The following is an 18,664-nucleotide window of genomic DNA, read 5'->3' on the forward strand; positions in this document are numbered from 1 at the left end:
ACATCCAAGAACCAGGAATTAATCTGAAAAATTAAAGTAAATTCAGATTCATTATCAAAATCCTTAAAAGATATTACCCCGCGTAATCGTTTGATTGCGGCCAGGCCCGACAGCGAGCATGGTAACCGGAACACCGGTCAGCTCTTCCAAGCGGTGGATATAATTCTTGGCCTGCTCCGGCAGCTGGCTATATTCGCTGATTCCCGTCAGATCTTCCTGCCAGCCCGGCATTTCTTCATAAATCGCTTCACATTCGGAGAGGACTTTCAGACTTTGCGGGAAATCATGAAGGTCTTCACCTTTGTAGCGATAAGCTGTACATATCTTTAACGTGTTCATTCCTGTCAGGACATCCAGTTTGGTAAATGCAAAATCAGAAATGCCGCTGATCCGCACCGCATAACGGGTAATGACAGCGTCCAACCAGCCGCAGCGCCGCGGCCGTCCTGTTGTTGTCCCATACTCTCCGCCTTTTTCCCGGATAAGTTCCCCTGTCTGGCAGGTCAATTCCGTTGGGAACGGTCCTTCGCCGACCCTGGTCGTATAGGCTTTAACAACCCCGACAACCTTGTTGATCCGGGTTGGTCCTACTCCTGCACCAATGCAGGCTCCCCCGGCCACAGGGTTGGAAGAAGTGACATACGGATACGTTCCATGATCCAAATCCAAAAGCGTTCCCTGAGCGCCTTCAAACAGGACCTTTTTCCCGTCACTTAAGAAATGGTTAATTTCCAGAGAAGAATCGCCGACATAAGGCCGGATCCTCTCCGCATATTCCAGGCATTCCTGAAGCACAGCTTCATAGCTGAGCGCTTCCTGTCCATACACCTTTGTAATCAACAAATTTTTTTCTTTAAGGTTATATTGCAGCTTCGCTGTCAGCTCGTCCTTATCCAGGAAATCCAACACCCTGATTCCAGTACGGGAAGCTTTATCCTTGTAAGCGGGGCCGATACCGCGTTTGGTTGTTCCAATTTTTTGGTCTCCCTTATACTCTTCCTCAAGCACATCGAGAATGCGATGGTAGGGCATGATCACGTGAGCATTACCGCTGACTCTAAGGTTGTCTGTGCTTACGCCCTTGTCCTTGAGATACTCAAGTTCTTCAATCAATACCTTCGGGTCAATAACCAGGCCATTGCCAATTACGCAGACCTTTTCAGGATAAAAAATCCCGGAAGGGATCAGATGGAGTTTATAAGTCTCCTTATTAATTACAACCGTATGTCCGGCGTTGTTTCCTCCTTGATATCTGACTACCATGTCGGCTTTTTCGGCCAGAAAGTCTGTTATTTTACCTTTTCCTTCGTCACCCCACTGGGTGCCGATCAGTATGACTGCCGCCAATGCAAATCCCCCATTCCATCACGACTTCAATCCAAACTTCATCTTAACAACGATCACCCCTGTTTGTCAATAAAATCCGAACATTTGCTGTATTCCTAGGCCAAACGTTCGAATATTTGATACAACCAAATATAAACAATAATCTTACCGTGTATTAACCATAATTCTTATCGAGGTTAACAAATTTCGTAAATTCCTTCAAATACCCAAGCTCAACTGTACCTACAGGACCATTGCGGTGCTTGGCAATAATAATCTCAGCAATACCTTTTTTCTCCGAATCAGGGTGATAGTATTCATCCCTGTAAATAAAGGAAATAAGATCGGCATCAGCCTCGATCGATCCGGATTCCAGAAGGTCGGACATCAGTGGCCGCTTGTCCTGACGCTGCTCAACACCGCGGTTAAGCTGAGACAGAGCAATAACCGGCACGGATAGTTCACGTGCAACGCCTTTTAAGCCTCTGGAAATCTGGGCGACTTCCTGCTGGCGGCTTTCTACCTTCTTGCCGACGGTCATTAACTGCAGATAATCAATAATAATCAGTCCAAGTCCTTGTTCCATTTTTAATCTTCTAGCTTTAGACCGAAGCTCTGCGAGGGATATCCCAACGGTATCATCAATAAACATTGGTGCCTCGGACAGCGGACCTACAGCCTGGGTAAGCTTTGGCCAGTCTGAGTCCAATAGTTCGCCGGTCCTGACCCGCTGCTGATCTACCATCGCTTCCGAACAAAGAATACGCTGGACAAGCTGCTCTTTGGACATTTCCAGGCTGAATAACGCTACAGGGACCTTGGATTTTACCGCAGCATTCTGTGCCATATTCAGGACAAGTGCCGTTTTGCCCATCGATGGTCTGGCGGCAATAATAACCAGGTCGGAAGCCTGCCAGCCGGAAGTGATCCGGTCCAACTCCCGAAAATGGGTCGGAACCCCTGTCAGGTTTCCTTTATTGGAATAGAGGTATTCGATCTTGTCAAATGTCTTCAGGAGAATGCTTCGGATCGTAACGAAACCTTCCTTGGACTGTCTTTGAGAGATTTCTACGATCAGTCTTTCGGCTTCCTCCAATAAACTAAGGGCTTCTTCTCCCGCTTCGTACCCTTTTTCTTCAATATAGCCGGCAATGCGGATCAGCTGACGGAGCAGGGCTTTTTCCGCCACAATCCGGGCATAATGTTCCACGTTGGCCGCTGAAGGCACAGATCCGGCGATCTGAGAGATTGTTCCAATTCCCCCGATGCTCTCCAGCCTACCTGCCTGCCTTAAGTTCTCAGCCACTGTAACCAGATCAACAGGGTCCCCCTTTTCAAAGATATCCCTGATGACCAGGTAAATGTTTTTATGATTATCGCGGTAGAAATCCTCCGGACGTAGAATCTCGAATACAGTACTGCCCTTCTGGGGATCAAGCATCAGCGCGCCCAGAACAGCCTGTTCAGCCTCAAGATTATGGGGAGGAACTTTCAAAAGTTCCATGCTCATTTCTCCTCGTTTGCTAGGCTTGTGCAATTTTTATAGCTTCCTCTATATTTTCAACAGCAAGGACTTCAATTCCTTTTAATCCCGCAGGAACTTCTCCGCGATTCTCCGTCGGAATGATCACTGTTTTTACACCGGCCTGTTTGGCACCAAATATTTTTTCGTAAATGCCACCAACCGGTTTGACTTTTCCCTGTATTGAGATTTCACCGGTCACGGCTACATCTCCTCTCAGAGGCTGTTGCTTCAAGGCGCTGTAAATCGCCATGGTCGTAGCAAGTCCGGCCGAGGGCCCGTCTATTCTGCCACCACCAACCACATTGACATGGAGGTCATAGTTCTTCAAGTCTTCTCCTGTCAGGCTTCGGATCACAGCCGCGGCATTAAACACCGCGTCCCTGGCCATTGAACCTGCCGTCTCATTAAAGCGGATACTTCCTTTGCCGGTCTCCCCGTTGAATACTTTCACCTCAATCTCCAGAACCGAGCCAAGGAATCCCGATACCCCCAGTCCGAGTATTCTGCCGGTATCCTTGCCGGCGGTTACCCGTTTTTGAACGAAAGGAGTCAGTCTGGCTGACCTGAGCACTTCTCTGACATCGTCTTCCGAAATCAAGACTTCCTTCTTGCCGGGATTCCTAAACCTGGCCAGACCATACGCATCCAAAAGGATGCTGTTCGCTTTTCGTCCCTCAATCATATATTCACTGATAATTTCCGGTACATTCTCTTCCAACTGCACATTTAGTTTCAGAGCTGCCTGTCTGATAATATGGGTGATATGGGCCGGCTCCAAAGGCTCAAAATAGACTTCGGCACAGCGGGAGCGCAAGGCCGGGTTCAGATCCTGCGGCTCTCTCGTAGTGGCCCCAATCAGTACAAAATCTGCGGGAACTCCTTCATCAAAAATCTTCTTGATATATAAAGGAATCTGAGGATCATGCGGATCATAATAAGAAGACTCAAAATGAACCCGCTTATCTTCCAGGACCTTCAGCAGCTTATTCAGCAACGTTGGATCCATCTCTCCAATTTCATCGATAAACAAAACGCCAGTATGAGCATCGTTGACCAAACCCAGTTTGGGCTCGGGAATACCGGTCTCAGCCAAATCTCTTTTCGCACCCTGATAAATCGGATCGTGAACTGAACCAAGCAAAGGATTGGTGACATCTCGCGGATCCCAGCGCAGCGTCGTACCGTCGACTTCAATAAACGGCGCATCCTTACTGAAAGGAGAATCCGGAAAATTTTTGACGGTTTCCAGTGCAACCCTGGCTGCTGATGTTTTGCCAACTCCCGGCGGACCATAAATCAGGATGTGCTGGGGGAAAGGCGTCGCGAGCTTTGCCAGCAGGGCCTGCAAGGCGCTTTCCTGTCCGACAATTTCTTCCGTCGTCTGCGGTCTCAGGATTTCAATTGCTGAGGATACCGGCTTTGTTGCTTTCATCTTTTCCAGCTGCGCAAGCTTTCGAAGTGTTTGCGCATTCTCAGGACCTCCTGTCTCTTTCAGAACCTGGGTCTTGATCTCTTTGATATATTCTTCGTGTCGCTCCTGCATTTTCTCAGCAACCGCCTGATTTAAACGGTCTTCTACGGAACGCTTCGCAACCGTCTCCGCAATCTGCTCTTCAACCTCCGTCAGAATTGCCGGAATATCTTGCAGGTCCGGCGCCGGTTTGTCCGTGGGATCATCGTTGACAAGCTTTTGTAAGCCCAATACTCGTTCCTCCAGCTTGTCGGAACGCATCAGGGTAAGAGCCTCCAGCTTGCTCGCCTTTAAAATTAATTTATCTGTTCCGTATAGGTTGGAAAGCACGACATACAGCGCGTCTATCTCCAGTTTTAACTGTCCGTCCGCAATCTCCGCAGTATATTTCTCGTGATTTTCCTGCCCCTCCTGTTGTAAAAATTTCTTAAATAAGCCTTTCACGCTGGTCACATCCTTGTGCTTTACTCTTCGGTCTTACTGAGCTTCTATCTTTATCTTCAGATTTGCTGTTACTTCAAAATGAAGCTTTACGGTAACCTGATATTCTCCCAATCCTTTGATCGGTTCCTTGACTTCAATTTTTCTTTTATCTAGTTTGAGTTGATATTCCTTTTCCAATACCTCGGCGATCTCTTTATTCGTTACCGAGCCGAATAAACGGCCTTTTTCACCGACTTTGACTTTGACAATGATATCCATGTTCTCGATTTTTTGGGAAAGCTCCAGCGCCGCTTGTTTTTCTTTCTGTTTGCGCAGTTCTTCCTGTTTTTGTTTATGCACCAGGTCCTGAACATTTCCCTGAGTTGCCTCAACTGCGAGTCCGCGCGGGATCAGAAAATTACGGGCATAGCCATCTGAGACTTCGCATACTTTACCCTTTTTACCGAGTGCCTTGACATCTTCTTTTAATATTACCTTCACGGTTTTTGTTCCTCCATTTTTTCGGGGATCTTTCGGAAATTAAATACTAAATCAAAAAGCCCCGTAAATATTAGACATATGAAAAAGAACGGTGAAACGAAAGCCACTATAATTACAACAATCCAGATCAGCAGATGGGAAAACTTCAAGCTTTTGATCAAATAAGCCAGGCAGGACAGCCCAATCATACTGGTTATCGAAGCTGCAACCGCCATCACATTCATTCCGGTTATTCTCAGAATACTGTTGGCAAAGTAGTCTCCGCCCAAATAGGCAGCAATCCCGATAATTGCCAGCCACACCGCATACCAGGGCATCCTCCATAAAGAAAAAGGCTTAAGTTTGTTCCCAAAAGAAAATATCCTGAAAAACAGGTAGACCAGTCCAACCTCAAGCATCGCAAATATCCCGGCAAAAGCAGGCATTAACTGATAGTAGACCGGAACCATGGTGCGGAGAGTGCTTTCAAGTTGCTCAATTGAAATCCCCTGCTCCTGAAAAGCACTGAACAGGCCTTGCTGCTCATAGAACTGAAGAACTGTAACAATATTCTTTTCCAGATTCTCGGGCTGAAGGGCCTGGTTGACTGAAGGAATGACCGGTAACGCCCCAATGAGCGCAGCCAGCAGCAAACTCCAGAATATACTCTGACTGGTAGAGAGCCCTTTTTCTTTTATGACAACCAACAAAATTCCTGCCCAGGGAGTAAATCCAATCAGGGAGATTCCACTGATTCCAACTGGAATAAAAGCTAAAATATAACCAATTCCTAAAAAAATAGCCGTTCTTCGGCAACCGGTACTTCTGGTCTGAAATAAAACGGAAAAAATCAATAATACCTCGACGATCCAGCTCCAGAAGTCAAATAAAGACGCAAGTAAGGGAAGAAACAATACGATCAATCCGGATACATACCGAAGTTCATCCTTATCACTTATAACCATTTAATTTTCTCCTGTTCAGTCTTCCTCGGGAACAAGATAACCAAGCAAAAGACTCAGGTCACCCCATTCAGTTTCGAGACTAAGGAAATCTTCCCGCTGCCACCGGGACATTTTATTAAACAAAACCCTGTCCAAACGGGAATAGTCAAAGCCAAGCCTGCGGGTAAGCAAATAGCTTAAACCGACCAGGCCGGCCATACTATCGAGAAGCTGTTCCTGGGAAGCACTTAAAGTCCCCTGCTGGACCAGCCACTGAGCTTTGAGAAGCTCCACTTTTAATTCCTCTATGGCTTTCGAGGATTTTACGATATCAATATTGATCGCAGCAACAGACTCCACAACAATACCTCCTGCAAAAAAGTAATGTAAGATTTCGCGAAATCAAGCTGAAACTCCTTCTTCTACTTTTCTCAGAACAAAGAAAACTTGCCCTGTTGCCTAAATTAAGGAAATGAAATAAAAAAAGGGAGCGTTGCTCCCTTTTTACTAGTCAATCATGTAGGGCAGCAACGCGATGCTGCGAGCCCGTTTAACGGCAATCGTGACTTGCCTCTGGTGTTTAGCGCAATTGCCTGAGATTCTACGGGGCAGAATTTTGCCTCTCTCAGTAATATATTTACGTAATTTTTGTGTATCTTTGTAGTCGATGCTCTCAACTTTATCAACACAAAAACTGCATACTCTTTTACGCGGACGGCGTCCCCGTTCCTTTTTTACGGCAGCGTTTGCCAATGAACGCTCCTCCCTTCAAACTAAAATGGTATATCATCATCTAGACTAACTTCATGAGCAAAAGAACCAAAATCATTTTGAGCTGAAGATGCTCCGGCATTATTGTCTTTGGGACTTAAAAATCTGACGTTCTCTCCCAAGACCTCTGTCACCCATCTTTTTTGCCCATCCTGACCGTCATAAGAGCGGACCTGAATCCTGCCATCTACTGCAGCCAGTCTTCCTTTCGCCAAATAGTTCGCGCAGAGTTCAGCTAACTGGCGAAAAACAACGCATGGAATAAAATCCGTTTCTTTCTCGCCCTGGCTGTTCTTGTAATTCCTGTCGACGGCTAGCGTAAAAGATGCAACAGCTACACCATTTGGTGTATAGCGTAGCTCAGGGTCTTTCGTTAATCGCCCGATAAGTACTACACGATTCAACATCTTAAACCCTCCGCATCGTTATTCCTTCTTGGTTGTCATAAACCGGATCACAGCATCAGAAATTTTCATCAGCCTTTCCAGTTCATCAACCGTACGCGCTTCACCGTTGAAGTTCATCAGGATGTAAACACCTTCATTGAACTTCTTAACCTCGTAAGCCAGGCGTCTTTTACCCCAAATATCAACCTTGAGGTCTGTACCACCATTGGCATTGACGATCTCTTCAAATCTTTGAACATTTGCTTTTGAAGCCTCATCATCGAGATCCGGTCTTATAATGTACATCACTTCGTACGCTTGCATAAATGCACCTCCCCTCGGACTAAATGGCCCCACCTCGAGTGTGGAGCAGGGTTATTATGCTACAACACGATATTATAACACTTCCTCATGTCATTTGCAAATAATGATGATCTTGCTAGTTCTGAGAATCTTTCATCTAGACATTAAATCTGAAATGCATAATATCGCCGTCCTGAACGATATATTCTTTGCCCTCTAACCGAACCAAGCCCTTGTCCTTGGCCCCATTCAGACCGCTATTCTCCATAAAATGTTCATATTTGACGACCTCTGCCCGGATAAAGCCCCGCTCAAAGTCGGAATGAATCGTACCTGCCGCCTGAGGCGCTTTGGTTTCCCGGCGGATCGTCCAAGCCTTTACCTCTTTAGGACCTGCCGTAAAGAAGGTTATCAGTCCAAGCAGCTTGAACGCGCTCCTGATCAGCCGATCAAGTCCAGATTCCGCGAGCCCAAGTTCCTCCATAAAGATTTCTTTCTCATCTTCTTCAAGTTCTGCAATTTCTGCTTCAATCTTGGCGCAAACAGGAATGACTTCAGCATTTTCGAGTCTGGCTATTTCCTGTACTTTTTGGACATTGGCGTTATTTTCCCCGTTGGAAGCTTCCGCTTCAGAAACATTCGCGGCATAAATCACCGGTTTTAGGGTCAACAGACTGACACTGTTCAGCAATTCTTTTTCTTCTTCAGAGAAACCAACCAAATTAGCCGGTATCCCCTGGTCAAATTTTTTCACGAGCTTTTCCAATACCTCAGCTTCGAATTTGGCCTTCTTATCTCCGGATTTGATCATTCCGACCAGCTTGGCCTGGCGGCGGTATACGGTTTCCATATCTGCCAGGATCAATTCCATCCGGATCGTTTCAATATCCCGTTCCGGGTCAATTTTACCTTCGACGTGAACAACGTTATCGTCTTCAAAACAACGTACAACATGAACAATGGCATCCACTTCCCGGATATGGGAAAGAAATTGGTTGCCCAGTCCTTCACCTTTACTTGCACCCCTTACCAGACCGGCAATATCGACAAATTCGACAACTGCCGGAACGATTTGCTGCGGGTTCACAATTTTAGCCAGTGCTTTTAACCGAAAATCCGGTACCTGTACAATTCCGACATTCGGATCAATAGTACAGAACGGATAATTGGCCGATTCTGCTCCGGCTTTCGTTATCGCATTAAATAGTGTTGACTTGCCGACATTGGGCAGCCCAACTATTCCTACATGCAGAGACATGTTTTTCCCCCTCAAATTCTAGTTAAATCAGTCCGAGATCCCCTGACTGTTTTCTGCCGTCAGGATTTTTTTAATATTCCTTTCCAGCTTTGCCCTGGTTATCCAGGTCTGATGTCCGCACTTCAGACATTCAATCCGAAAATCCATACCTGTTCTCATGATCTTAAATTCTGTATTGCCGCAGGGATGAGTCTTTTTGAGCCTGACAATATCTCCTACATTAAGATCCATGGTCGTTCAACCTCTCTTTCAAACCAGCCCATTCAGCAACGGTATAGAATTCAGAGGATTATTCAGAATATCCCCCGCAAAAACAGAAATCCCTGATAAAATCAGATCATATCCTTGCATAAACCATGGATAAAGTAAGGAGCTACCCGTCTTAAGCAATCCGGAGTCACCGGTGCTTAACAACGGTGAAAACAACCCCAGGACCAGAGAAATCACGACAAAGGTACTCAGTAAACCAAAAAGCAGTCCTCCCCCTCTATTGATAAAACTTAAGTTTTTTGCTATAGGGGTAATGACCAAAGCGATGATAAGATTAATAATACATGCTGCTAAAATAAACAAGAGCAGGACAGCACCAATCTTCAGGACGTAATCTGTCAAAACAGGTGTGGCCTGACCAATCATGGATTGCCTGATGCTGTCAGCGGCACCGTAGGGATCCGTCCCGGATGCTTTGCTTTCAGCAATTTTGGTCAAAAAATTTCCGATTTTGGGCTCCAGTTTTGCTTCAAGCCCTAAAACGGGTTCCAATAGATTCAGAAATGGTTTGTAAAAAAACACCGCAATGCCTATCGCAGCGATCTTTCCGATAAATCTTGATAAACCGGTAATAAGGCCCTTCCGAAACCCGATCAGGCCTCCCAGAACCAGCAGCGCCAGCATTACATAATCAAATGTATTCACGCTACGCTCTCCTTTACAGGAATGGCGGGGATATGTGCGAATCGAACACACCTCGGAACGTTCTGCGTCCCGACACACGGATTTGAAGTCCGGGAACGACACCAGCCGCTATATATCCCCAAGACCTTTTAGAGTCTGCTGAATCATTTTAACACTTAATGCTTCGAATGTGAACCTTTGTCTTATTCTTTGGCAATTCTTTGACGCTCTTAAAATCATTTTTCTTGTTCATCCAAATTCATTATAATATTTACACTTAAATGCCAATAAAAATATTAATGTCTTTATTCATTAATATTTTCATGTAAATATATTGTTCTTTATAGTTTTATTAAATAGTACTGCCCTTAAATTTATCAGTAATACAATCAAAAAGACTGTGTATATAAATATTATGCACCTGCTGCGGATGCTGAGCGTCGTGTCCAATCCAATAAGCAATATAAACACAAAGAAGAATCTTATATTATTTACATCACCATTTACATGCGTAATTACATTTGCATTTTCATGTATATTCACATGTATGTTTTAATGTAAATATTATATAAAATATAATTACAATTTTTGTGTAAATATTGCGTTATATATTTAACATATTTATATTCTGTATTTCTTATTTTAACTTATATGATATTGTTGAGATCTCTACTTATGGTACAATAGGATAGAATATAAAAGGAGGCTAGATCTCTTGAAACTTGTTGATGCCAGAGGATATTCCTGTCCGGAACCCGTAATTTTTACCAAAAGAGCTTTAGCGGATGATCCTTCAGAAATCATGGTCATTGTCGATAATGAGACATCCAAAATTAACGTTGAACGGTTTTTGAGAGTTGCCGGATATCAGGTCGAAGTTGATCATGAGCCGTCAAATCAATATTCTCTAAAGGGAATAAAGAAAGCTTAGCCTGGATTTTGGGCAGATCCTGGTTTTACCCTGATGTCTCCGTTTCTTTCCGTAACATGAATTGAATCAAAATATTCCAGTAAAGGCACCGCAAATTTACGGCTAGTCTGCCAGCAGTCCCGTGCTTCAGAAACCGTAATCTGTCCATTTTCTTGCAGGTGCTTTTCCAATATTATTTTAGCTTTTTCTATTGCACTTGCTGCAATATAGAATTCTCCTACCTGTTTCCAAACGTTATTTGTTTTAAGATATTCGGCATATTCCAGAAATTTTGCAGCGGGTACCCCGCATTCTACAACCGCAGTTTCCTGCCCCGGAGGATTTAGCCCTGCCTTTTCCCAGATTTTTCGCAAAGCGTCAAGCTTTTGCCTGATATCCTCAGGCAGCCCGATTTCAGATACTGCCTGGACCAGACTGCTGCTTAGCCTGAAATACTGATGATCTGCTCCCCATTCCAAGATCAACTGCCAGCGTTTATGGGAGACAGCCGTTTTCAGGATTCTTTTTAATTCCTCTCTGCCAATTCCTCCGCGCAGCGGATATGTCTTTTGATATTTCATTACTTCCGCATTTGCTTTAAGAGCCCATTCTTCTGCTGTACTTTTAAGCCAGAATAATGATAATCCATCCTCAGCTAAGATTACAACAGTCTGATCATCTTTGAGACGATCCAAAGCCAGCTGAACTTCGTCCTGCCCAAGAGCAGACTTTTTCCTGACTTCATCGGAAGATAAAGGGATAGTAAGCTCTTTTTTTATTTGATCGGTTAAGCCGCCTTCTGCTTTAGACCGAAATTCGGTTATGACCTTTTCTCGAAAACGTTTTTGTTTGGCATTAGCCAGGCTCAGCACAACTCCTCCGCCGATCGTCGCGACAGGTGAATAGTACCTGATTACAAACCGGTCCCCTTTTGCTGCGACAACCGGTTCCTCCAGAATGATTTGGGCAAACCCTTTCTCGCCGGGAGCCAATTCTTCCTGAGCCAGAAGATGAACCCGTCCCAGTGTTTCGGCCGTTCCTAAATGAAAATGTATCCTCTGCCTTTGTTTAATCGTTCTTTGCTCTGACGCGAGGTTGAACAGTTCTACGTCTAAAATTTGTCCTGCGTTGTAATATCCGGGATCAACAAGGCTTGCCCCCTTGGGAATATCACTTACAGCCAGTCCGGCTATGTTTATCGCAACCCGCTGTCCGGCATAAGCCTCGGAGGCCTGTTCGCCATGAACCTGAATATTCCTAATTTTCACGGTTTGTCCTCCCGGTTCCAGACATGCTTCCTGTCCTTTCTGAATCGTCCCTGTGTTTAACGTCCCTGTGACCACTGTTCCAAACCCCCGAATCGTAAAAACCCTGTCAATCGGCATTCTTGACGGAAGATCCAAACGTCTCCCCTCGGTTGTTTGGAGCACAGTCATAATTGTCTGCAGCAATTCCGGAATCCCTTGGCCAGTGACAGAAGATACTTTGCAATACGGAGCATCCCGCAGAAAACTGTCTTGAAGTTTTTCTCTGGTATCCTGTTCAATCATGGAAAGCCATTCCTGATCAACCAGGTCAATTTTTGACAGTACAACAATTCCTTTCTCTACATTTAACATGTTTAATATGTCCAGATGTTCCTGGGTTTGAGGCATCACGCCTTCATCGGCAGCAATAATCAGCAGAACGATATCCATTCCGCTCGCGCCGGCTAACATTTGGCGAACAAATTTTTCATGACCCGGTACATCAATGATTCCTGCTTTACGGCCGTCCGGAAGTGTCAGATAAGCAAACCCCAGCTCGATCGAAATTCCTCTTTCCTTCTCTTCCTTGAGCCGGTCTGTGCTTATACCTGTCAAGGCTTGAATAAGGTTGGTTTTCCCATGATCCACATGGCCTGCTGTTCCAATAATTAAATATTTTTCCATAGCTAATACCTAAAGTACAGGTCAACCCCATATTTTAATGATAGCGTTGACATGGTACTCGTACCTTATATTTATTGCGGATATTTCTGACTCTAATTATAATATGGGTTTGAATTTTTTCATATTCTGATTTTGATTTGCTACGCATAAATATTACTGATTGTGGAAATAATAGCAAAGTATTCTAAAAATTATTATTTTGTATGTTGACTTACATAAACAATCATACGATTGCAATGCCATGGATAGAAATTGCAGCGACCCTATTTCATTTAGCCTCCGGAGGTATCTGCATTGAACCCATTGCCAGGAATTCGAGAAAAAGAGCATCTGCGCGCCCATTACACAGACCGTCCCGGCCTTTACCTGCTTCAGTTAAGGTTGAAAAAATATCTGAAAGCTGCGGCCGGTAGACCGGTGGTTCTATTATGTATAGGGACGGACCGTTCTACCGGCGATTCTCTGGGGCCTTTAACCGGCACAAAACTAGATGGAAAAGGTCTTTCAGGATTGACGGTTGTCGGAACGCTCGAAAAGCCTGTTCATGCAGAAAACCTTGAATCCACCTTGAAAAACTTGTTTGCCACGTATTGCAATCCCTATATTATTGCCCTGGATGCCTGCCTGGGTCAACTTGACTCCGTCGGCTACATCAGCCTGGCAGAAGGCCCTTTGAAACCAGGAACCGCCGTAAAAAAAGAACTGCCGGAGGTAGGAGAAATCCACCTTACCGGCATTGTCAATATCAACGGTTTTATGCAATACATGGTGCTGCAAAACACCAGATTGAGTATCGTATGGCAAATGTCTGAAGTACTATGTAATTTGTTCCAGCGGACTTACTTCTTGTTGAATCAATCGTGAATTTAAATAGTTAGCTCATTCTTCGAGGCTTTTTCGATAGCGAGCTTCTCCTCAGGGCTAAGTTTAACATTGGCCTGCCCTTTTTCGATCCCTTTGGCATAGATTCTGCACTCTTCAACACTATGAATTCCTGTAAGGACGACGCCGGTCTTTTCCTGATTCAGTAAAGCAAGGGCGAAGCTCAGGTCGGCACCCATATTTTCGAAAGAATTAAATCGGACCAGTTCCGCGCGGTCAATTCCGTTGCGGACTTTATCTTCGGCAAGCTTAAGCCTTTGCCCATGCTCTGCAGCAATACGGCTTAATTCAGCAACTTCTTTTAAGTTGGCGCTCAGCAGTTCTTCCAGCTGTGTTCCGGATAAGAACGTCTGCAGGCTGATATAGGATTTTTCAAATTTACTCATACGGACACGTAGAGCATTGGTCATAACAATCGCAATCACGGTAACGATCAAGGCTACAACCGATACTGCCAAGACGACAATCATCTCGGGTTCTAAAACAGAAAACAACAATGATCCCCCCTAAAGAATGTAATAATATGTTCCACGTGGAACATATTAAACTTCAATCTCCCAACGTTCTAAAAGCCGGTTAAGTTCATCCCGGGAATAATAATTAATTTCAATTTTTCCTTTTTCTTCACTTCCTGATACAGCTACCTTGGTCTGAAAACTGTGCCGCAGTTTTTCTTCAATATCATTTAAAGAACTATAGCTCTTGTTTTTCGGTGTCTTCACAGCATTTTTGGCACGTTGCACTTTTTTTTCGCTATTTTGAGCTATCATTTCCGTTTCCCTTACAGATAATACTTCCTCAACGGCCCGTTTCGCCAGGGAAATCTGCTGCTCTTTATTGTCTAAAGAAAGTATCACCTTGGCATGTCCCAAAGAAATTGCTTCTTTATTAATCAGTTCCAGAACTTCAGCAGGCAGCTGGATAATCCGAAGTAAGTTGGCTACAGTAGGCCTGCCTTTACCGACGCGCTTAGCAACCTGTTCCTGAGTTAGTCTATAATCCTGAATTAATCGTGCATAAGCGAGGCCTTCTTCTACAGGAGATAAGTCTGCACGCTGGATATTTTCGATTAAAGCCTTTTCCGTCATTTCCTGCTCAGTACAGTCTCTGACAATACAGTTAATCCGGTCGGTCCCTGCAAGCTGTGTAGCCCGAAAACGTCTCTCTCCCGCAATGATGATGTATCTGTTTCCTTCAGGCTTTACAAGGATAGGCTGCAGCAATCCATGTTCTTGAATGGAATCCGCAAGCTCTTGAAGTTTTTCACGGTCAAACTCCCGTCTCGGCTGGCCAGGATTTGGTACAATATCCGCCAGCATTATTTCTTTAATTTCACTGCTTTCCGTTTCTCTTTCCGTAATCAAAGCGCCAAGCCCTCGGCCTAAACCTTTTTTAGACACGTTCCAAGACCTCCTCGGCTAAATCTCGATATACTTCAGCACCACGCGACTTGCTATCATATAGAATGATCGGCTGACCATGGCTTGGGGCTTCACTAAGCCGAACATTCCGGGGGATAATGGTTCTGAAGACTTTATCTCTAAAATATTTCTTGACCTCATCGACGACCTGAATCGATAAATTTGTCCTCGCATCAAACATGGTCAAAAGTACGCCGATAACTTGAAGGTCTCTATTAATGGAACGTTTGACCTTATCAAGCGTATTGACCAGCAAGCTTAAACCTTCCAGCGCATAATACTCACATTGAATAGGAATCAGAACATCTGTTGCCGCACAAAGCGCATTCAACGTAAGAAGTCCCAGGGAAGGGGGACAATCAATAATTATAAAATCAAATTCATCCTTTATTCCCTGCAAAGCAGTTGCAAGCTTTCCTTCACGGTACAGCTGGGAGACCAGCTCAATCTCGGCACCGGCCAGTTCAATACGGGCAGGCGCAACCTTTAAGTTTTTCAGCTCTGTATCGGCGATCACACTTTGAATGTTTTCTTCATTGATAATTACATCATAAATACAGCGGGACAACCGATGTTTCATAATGCCACAACCGCTGGTGGCATTTCCCTGTGGATCAAGATCAACGAGGAGAACTTTTTTTCCTTTCTCAACCAGACTGGAGGAGAGATTCACAGCAGTCGTTGTTTTGGCGACTCCTCCTTTTTGATTTGCTATAGCAATGATTCTGGCCAATCTTGTATCTCCTTCCTCACAGACTTGATCAATTAGTACCTAGTCAACCTTAAAATAATAATATACTGACGAGCAGATTTTTGTAAGACAAGGCGAAAAATTAAGGCATACCAGCCATATGGCAATTAACGTCCACGGATGAACTAATGCAGTGATGCCATGGACAGCACGAAGCTACAAGAAAACACAGTATTACATGAAATATGCCGACAGTTATATAAGATTTAGGGTTGACATGGAACTTGGCCTGTAAAAAAAATTTATTTATATCATTATACTACAAAATTATACTATAAAATATTTAAAAACCACTTATTTAATCATTCTTGATCATTTCAGCAGGATGATTACTGAGAGGAGTTTTTTTCGGTTTCCCAGCTTGACGCGGATATTGAGCAGGTGTGTTCAATATTTTTTTAACAATAATCAGAGAACGGTTATCCGCGCCTTCCGCCAATGAATATTTTTCGACATGCTCAACTTCACAGTTTAGGATCCGCAAGGCGTTCTTAGCCAAAGTTATTTCATTTTCAGGATCGATTCCCTTCGCTGCAATAAATCTTCCGCCAACTTTCAGCAAAGGAGTTGCATATTCCAGCAGTACCGGCAGCTCCGCGACTGCTCTGGCCACCGTAATATCAAATCGCTGCCGGTACGCCTTGCTGCGGCCAATATCTTCAGCTCGTGCATGGCAGGTTTCGACCTTCAAGCCAAGGCTATCGCAGACCTCCTGCAAAAAATGAATTCTTTTGGCTAGCGCATCGACAAGCACGACTTTAATTTGCGGCAAAAGTATTTTAATGGGGATACCTGGAAATCCAGCACCGGTACCAAGATCCGCAATAACAATTTGTCCATTGGGATAATAATGCATTATCCACTTGACAAACACCAGAGAATCCAGATAATGCTTAATCACTATTTCTGCCGGATCGGTAATAGCTGTTAAGTTCATTTGTTCGTTCCTCTGGAGTAACAGTAATGTATATTGTTCAAATTTTTCAAGATGTTCGGCGGAGAGTTCCAGACTCAAGACATCCCGGACCTTATCGTGCAAGACGCTAAGCGGTTCCTTAAGATCCATTTTCAGAAATTGATCATTCATCAGAAATGTTCCTCCGCCTTTGTTCCAGATAAATCAATAAAACCGAAATATCCGCAGGACTCACTCCGCTGATTCTCGATGCCTGTCCGACGTTGATCGGCTGCACGCCGTTAAGCCGCTGTCTGGCTTCATTGGATAGACCTTTGATTTTCAAATAATCCAGATTAACAGGCAGAACTTTTTCTTCAAGTTTGATAAATCGGTTTACTTCTTCCTGTTGTTTCTGAATGTACCCTTCGTATTTAATTTGGATTGAGGCTTCTTCTAATGCTTCAGCGTCATACGCCCCCATCTCCGGCATAAAACGTGGCAGCAAATCCGGTATAATTTCCGGCCTCTTCACAAGTTCCTCTGCTTTAATTCCGCTTCGGAGTGGAGTAGACCCCGCCTGGATCAGCAATTCCTGAATATCTGCATTGGCGGGAGAAAAAGTAATCGTCTTCCATTGCTGAAAGATTTTCTCCAGATTGTTCAGCTTCTGCTCAAAAATCTTCCACCTGTCATCTGCAACTAGTCCCAGTTTTCTACCCTTCTCAGTCAAACGCAGATCAGCGTTGTCCTGGCGCAGTAGCAAACGGTATTCCGCCCTTGAGGTCAAAAGCCTGTACGGCTCACAAATCTCTTTATTGACCAGGTCATCAATTAGTACACCGAGATATCCGTCGGAACGCTTCAAAATAAAAGGTTCTCGGCGTAAAGCTTTAAGCGCTGCGTTGATTCCGGCCATTAAGCCCTGCCCGGCCGCTTCCTCATACCCGGATGTTCCGTTAAGCTGTCCCGCTGTAAAGAGTCCCGGGAGATTTCGTACTTCCAGCGTCAGAGAGAGCTGATACGGTTTGACATAATCGTATTCAATCGCATATCCGGGACGCAAAATCTGAACATTTTCCAAACCGGGAATGCTACGGAAAAACATATGCTGGATTTCTTCCGGCAGGCTGGTTGACAGCCCGGCAACATATAATTCCTCACTATCTTTGCCTTCTGGCTCAAGAAAAAGCTGATGGGCCTGCCGCTGCGCAAAACGCACAACCTTATCTTCAATAGAAGGACAATACCTCGGGCCAACGCCTTCCACCACGCCGGTATACAGCGGTGCGCGGTGCAGGTTATTGCGGATAATGCCATGCGTTGTTTCCGTCGTGTAGCCCAGCCAGCAAGGAAGCTGATTTTCCGGGGTATTTCCCCAAAACATGCTTTTAGTTGGCATAAACGAAAAATATTTTGGCTCGCTGTCACCCGGCTGAATTACGAACTTAGAGAAATCTACTGAGCTCTTCAGAATCCGAGGAGGCGTTCCGGTTTTAAACCGGCCAAGTTCTATGCCGCGTAGTTTCAGATCCTCAGACAGGGACCCCGAGGTGATCTCTCCGGCCGGTCCGCCTTCATAAAGCGCTTCCCCAATTATTATCCTGCTTCTGAGGTATGTTCCGCCCGTCAGAACAATACTGCCTGCCTCAAAGACTGCGCCTGTACGCGTGACAACACCTTTAAGTTTATCCCCATCAAAATGGAGCCGCTCGACCAAAGCCTGTATCAAGGTAATCTTGGCCTGATTGTATAGGTTGCTTAACATCCGATGGTGATAAGCTTTTTTATCTGATTGAACTCTTAGTGCATGGACAGCCGGCCCTTTGCCCGTATTCAGCAGCCTGGCCTGAAGTGCTGTCTCATCGGCAACAATTCCCATCTGACCACCTAGCGCATCAATCTCCCGCACCAGATGGCCTTTCGCCGGACCGCCTACGGACGGATTGCACGGCATATGCGCAACTTTATCTAAATTAATCGTAAGCAGCAGTGTATCGCATCCCATACGGGCAGAGGCGAGAGCAGCCTCACATCCGGCATGTCCCGCCCCGACAACAATCACATCATATTTTCCAGCAAAATAATCCACA

At 44.8% G+C, this 18,664-nt stretch carries 20 protein-coding genes and 1 tRNA gene; 2 read left to right on the plus strand and 19 right to left on the minus strand.

Annotated elements, in window-relative coordinates; genetic code table 11:
- Nucleotides 1-63: 63 nt before the first annotated feature.
- From NC238_08510 to NC238_08570, 13 genes are all read right to left on the minus strand, one after another.
- Entirely contained in the window at nucleotides 64-1,347 is a 1,284-nt protein-coding gene (locus NC238_08510; protein ID MCM1565975.1) for an adenylosuccinate synthase, read from the minus strand.
- A 154-nt stretch (nucleotides 1,348-1,501) separates the two neighbouring features.
- Nucleotides 1,502-2,830, minus strand: coding sequence for a replicative DNA helicase (gene dnaB / locus NC238_08515; protein MCM1565976.1), 1,329 nt, complete (start codon nucleotides 2,828-2,830; stop codon nucleotides 1,502-1,504).
- Nucleotides 2,831-2,849: 19 nt separating this feature from the next.
- Nucleotides 2,850-4,766 carry a Lon family ATP-dependent protease gene (gene lonC / locus NC238_08520; protein MCM1565977.1) on the minus strand — a complete coding sequence of 639 codons (1,917 nt, stop codon included), beginning with the start codon at nucleotides 4,764-4,766 and terminating at the stop codon, nucleotides 2,850-2,852.
- Between the two features lie 33 nt (nucleotides 4,767-4,799).
- Nucleotides 4,800-5,246, minus strand: a complete 447-nt coding sequence (rplI, locus tag NC238_08525; GenBank protein MCM1565978.1) for a 50S ribosomal protein L9 — start codon at nucleotides 5,244-5,246, stop codon at nucleotides 4,800-4,802.
- The gene (locus NC238_08530; GenBank protein ID MCM1565979.1) at nucleotides 5,243-6,190 is read right to left on the minus strand and encodes a YybS family protein; all 948 of its coding nucleotides are present in this window, start codon (nucleotides 6,188-6,190) and stop codon (nucleotides 5,243-5,245) included. The genes rplI and NC238_08530 overlap by 4 nt, the downstream gene beginning before the upstream one ends.
- A 15-nt stretch (nucleotides 6,191-6,205) precedes the next feature.
- Nucleotides 6,206-6,529, minus strand: coding sequence for a MazG-like family protein (locus NC238_08535; GenBank protein ID MCM1565980.1), 324 nt, complete (start codon nucleotides 6,527-6,529; stop codon nucleotides 6,206-6,208).
- Nucleotides 6,530-6,676: 147 nt separating this feature from the next.
- Nucleotides 6,677-6,922: a 30S ribosomal protein S18 gene (gene rpsR, locus NC238_08540; GenBank protein ID MCM1565981.1), complete on the minus strand. Its 246-nt coding sequence runs from the start codon at nucleotides 6,920-6,922 to the stop codon at nucleotides 6,677-6,679.
- Nucleotides 6,923-6,942: 20 nt separating this feature from the next.
- Entirely contained in the window at nucleotides 6,943-7,347 is a 405-nt protein-coding gene (gene ssb, locus NC238_08545) for a single-stranded DNA-binding protein (protein ID MCM1565982.1), read from the minus strand.
- 18 nt (nucleotides 7,348-7,365) lie between these two features.
- Nucleotides 7,366-7,650: a 30S ribosomal protein S6 gene (gene rpsF / locus NC238_08550; protein MCM1565983.1), complete on the minus strand. Its 285-nt coding sequence runs from the start codon at nucleotides 7,648-7,650 to the stop codon at nucleotides 7,366-7,368.
- A 136-nt stretch (nucleotides 7,651-7,786) separates the two neighbouring features.
- A complete protein-coding gene (gene ychF, locus NC238_08555; protein MCM1565984.1) occupies nucleotides 7,787-8,887 on the minus strand; it encodes a redox-regulated ATPase YchF in 1,101 nt (366 codons plus the stop codon).
- Between the two features lie 27 nt (nucleotides 8,888-8,914).
- A complete protein-coding gene (locus NC238_08560; GenBank protein ID MCM1565985.1) occupies nucleotides 8,915-9,118 on the minus strand; it encodes a DUF951 domain-containing protein in 204 nt (67 codons plus the stop codon).
- 18 nt (nucleotides 9,119-9,136) lie between these two features.
- Entirely contained in the window at nucleotides 9,137-9,802 is a 666-nt protein-coding gene (locus tag NC238_08565; protein ID MCM1565986.1) for a CvpA family protein, read from the minus strand.
- Nucleotides 9,803-9,824: 22 nt separating this feature from the next.
- Nucleotides 9,825-9,922: transfer RNA gene (locus NC238_08570), tRNA-Sec, on the minus strand.
- A 574-nt stretch (nucleotides 9,923-10,496) separates the two neighbouring features.
- Here NC238_08570 and NC238_08575 point away from each other — a divergent pair.
- A complete protein-coding gene (locus tag NC238_08575) occupies nucleotides 10,497-10,712 on the plus strand; it encodes a sulfurtransferase TusA family protein (protein ID MCM1565987.1) in 216 nt (71 codons plus the stop codon).
- Here the strand turns inward: NC238_08575 and selB are convergent.
- The gene (selB, locus tag NC238_08580; GenBank protein MCM1565988.1) at nucleotides 10,709-12,622 is read right to left on the minus strand and encodes a selenocysteine-specific translation elongation factor; all 1,914 of its coding nucleotides are present in this window, start codon (nucleotides 12,620-12,622) and stop codon (nucleotides 10,709-10,711) included. The two genes, NC238_08575 and selB, sit on opposite strands and share 4 nt — an antisense overlap.
- 294 nt (nucleotides 12,623-12,916) lie before the next feature.
- On the opposite strand from selB, the gene yyaC reads away from it, so the two are divergent.
- Entirely contained in the window at nucleotides 12,917-13,486 is a 570-nt protein-coding gene (gene yyaC, locus NC238_08585) for a spore protease YyaC (GenBank protein ID MCM1565989.1), read from the plus strand.
- Between the two features lie 2 nt (nucleotides 13,487-13,488).
- Here the strand turns inward: yyaC and NC238_08590 are convergent, their stop codons facing one another.
- The 5 genes from NC238_08590 to mnmG all read right to left on the minus strand — a co-directional run bounded on the left by NC238_08590 (nucleotide 13,489) and on the right by mnmG (nucleotide 18,663).
- Nucleotides 13,489-13,998 (minus strand): DUF4446 family protein, encoded by a 510-nt coding sequence (locus NC238_08590; protein ID MCM1565990.1) that lies wholly within the window; start codon nucleotides 13,996-13,998, stop codon nucleotides 13,489-13,491.
- Between the two features lie 48 nt (nucleotides 13,999-14,046).
- Nucleotides 14,047-14,904 carry a ParB/RepB/Spo0J family partition protein gene (locus NC238_08595; GenBank protein MCM1565991.1) on the minus strand — a complete coding sequence of 286 codons (858 nt, stop codon included), beginning with the start codon at nucleotides 14,902-14,904 and terminating at the stop codon, nucleotides 14,047-14,049.
- Complete coding sequence (locus NC238_08600; protein MCM1565992.1) at nucleotides 14,897-15,658, minus strand: AAA family ATPase; 762 nt, start codon at nucleotides 15,656-15,658, stop codon at nucleotides 14,897-14,899. Before NC238_08600 ends, NC238_08595 begins: the two co-directional genes overlap by 8 nt.
- Before the next feature lie 316 nt (nucleotides 15,659-15,974).
- Nucleotides 15,975-16,763, minus strand: a complete 789-nt coding sequence (gene rsmG, locus NC238_08605) for a 16S rRNA (guanine(527)-N(7))-methyltransferase RsmG (protein ID MCM1565993.1) — start codon at nucleotides 16,761-16,763, stop codon at nucleotides 15,975-15,977.
- Nucleotides 16,756-18,663 carry a tRNA uridine-5-carboxymethylaminomethyl(34) synthesis enzyme MnmG gene (gene mnmG / locus NC238_08610; protein MCM1565994.1) on the minus strand — a complete coding sequence of 636 codons (1,908 nt, stop codon included), beginning with the start codon at nucleotides 18,661-18,663 and terminating at the stop codon, nucleotides 16,756-16,758. The genes rsmG and mnmG overlap by 8 nt, the downstream gene beginning before the upstream one ends.
- Between the last annotated feature and the right edge of the window lies 1 nt (nucleotide 18,664).

It is taken from the genome of Dehalobacter sp., from assembly GCA_023667845.1.
In the GTDB taxonomy this organism is placed as follows: domain Bacteria; phylum Bacillota; class Desulfitobacteriia; order Desulfitobacteriales; family Syntrophobotulaceae; genus Dehalobacter.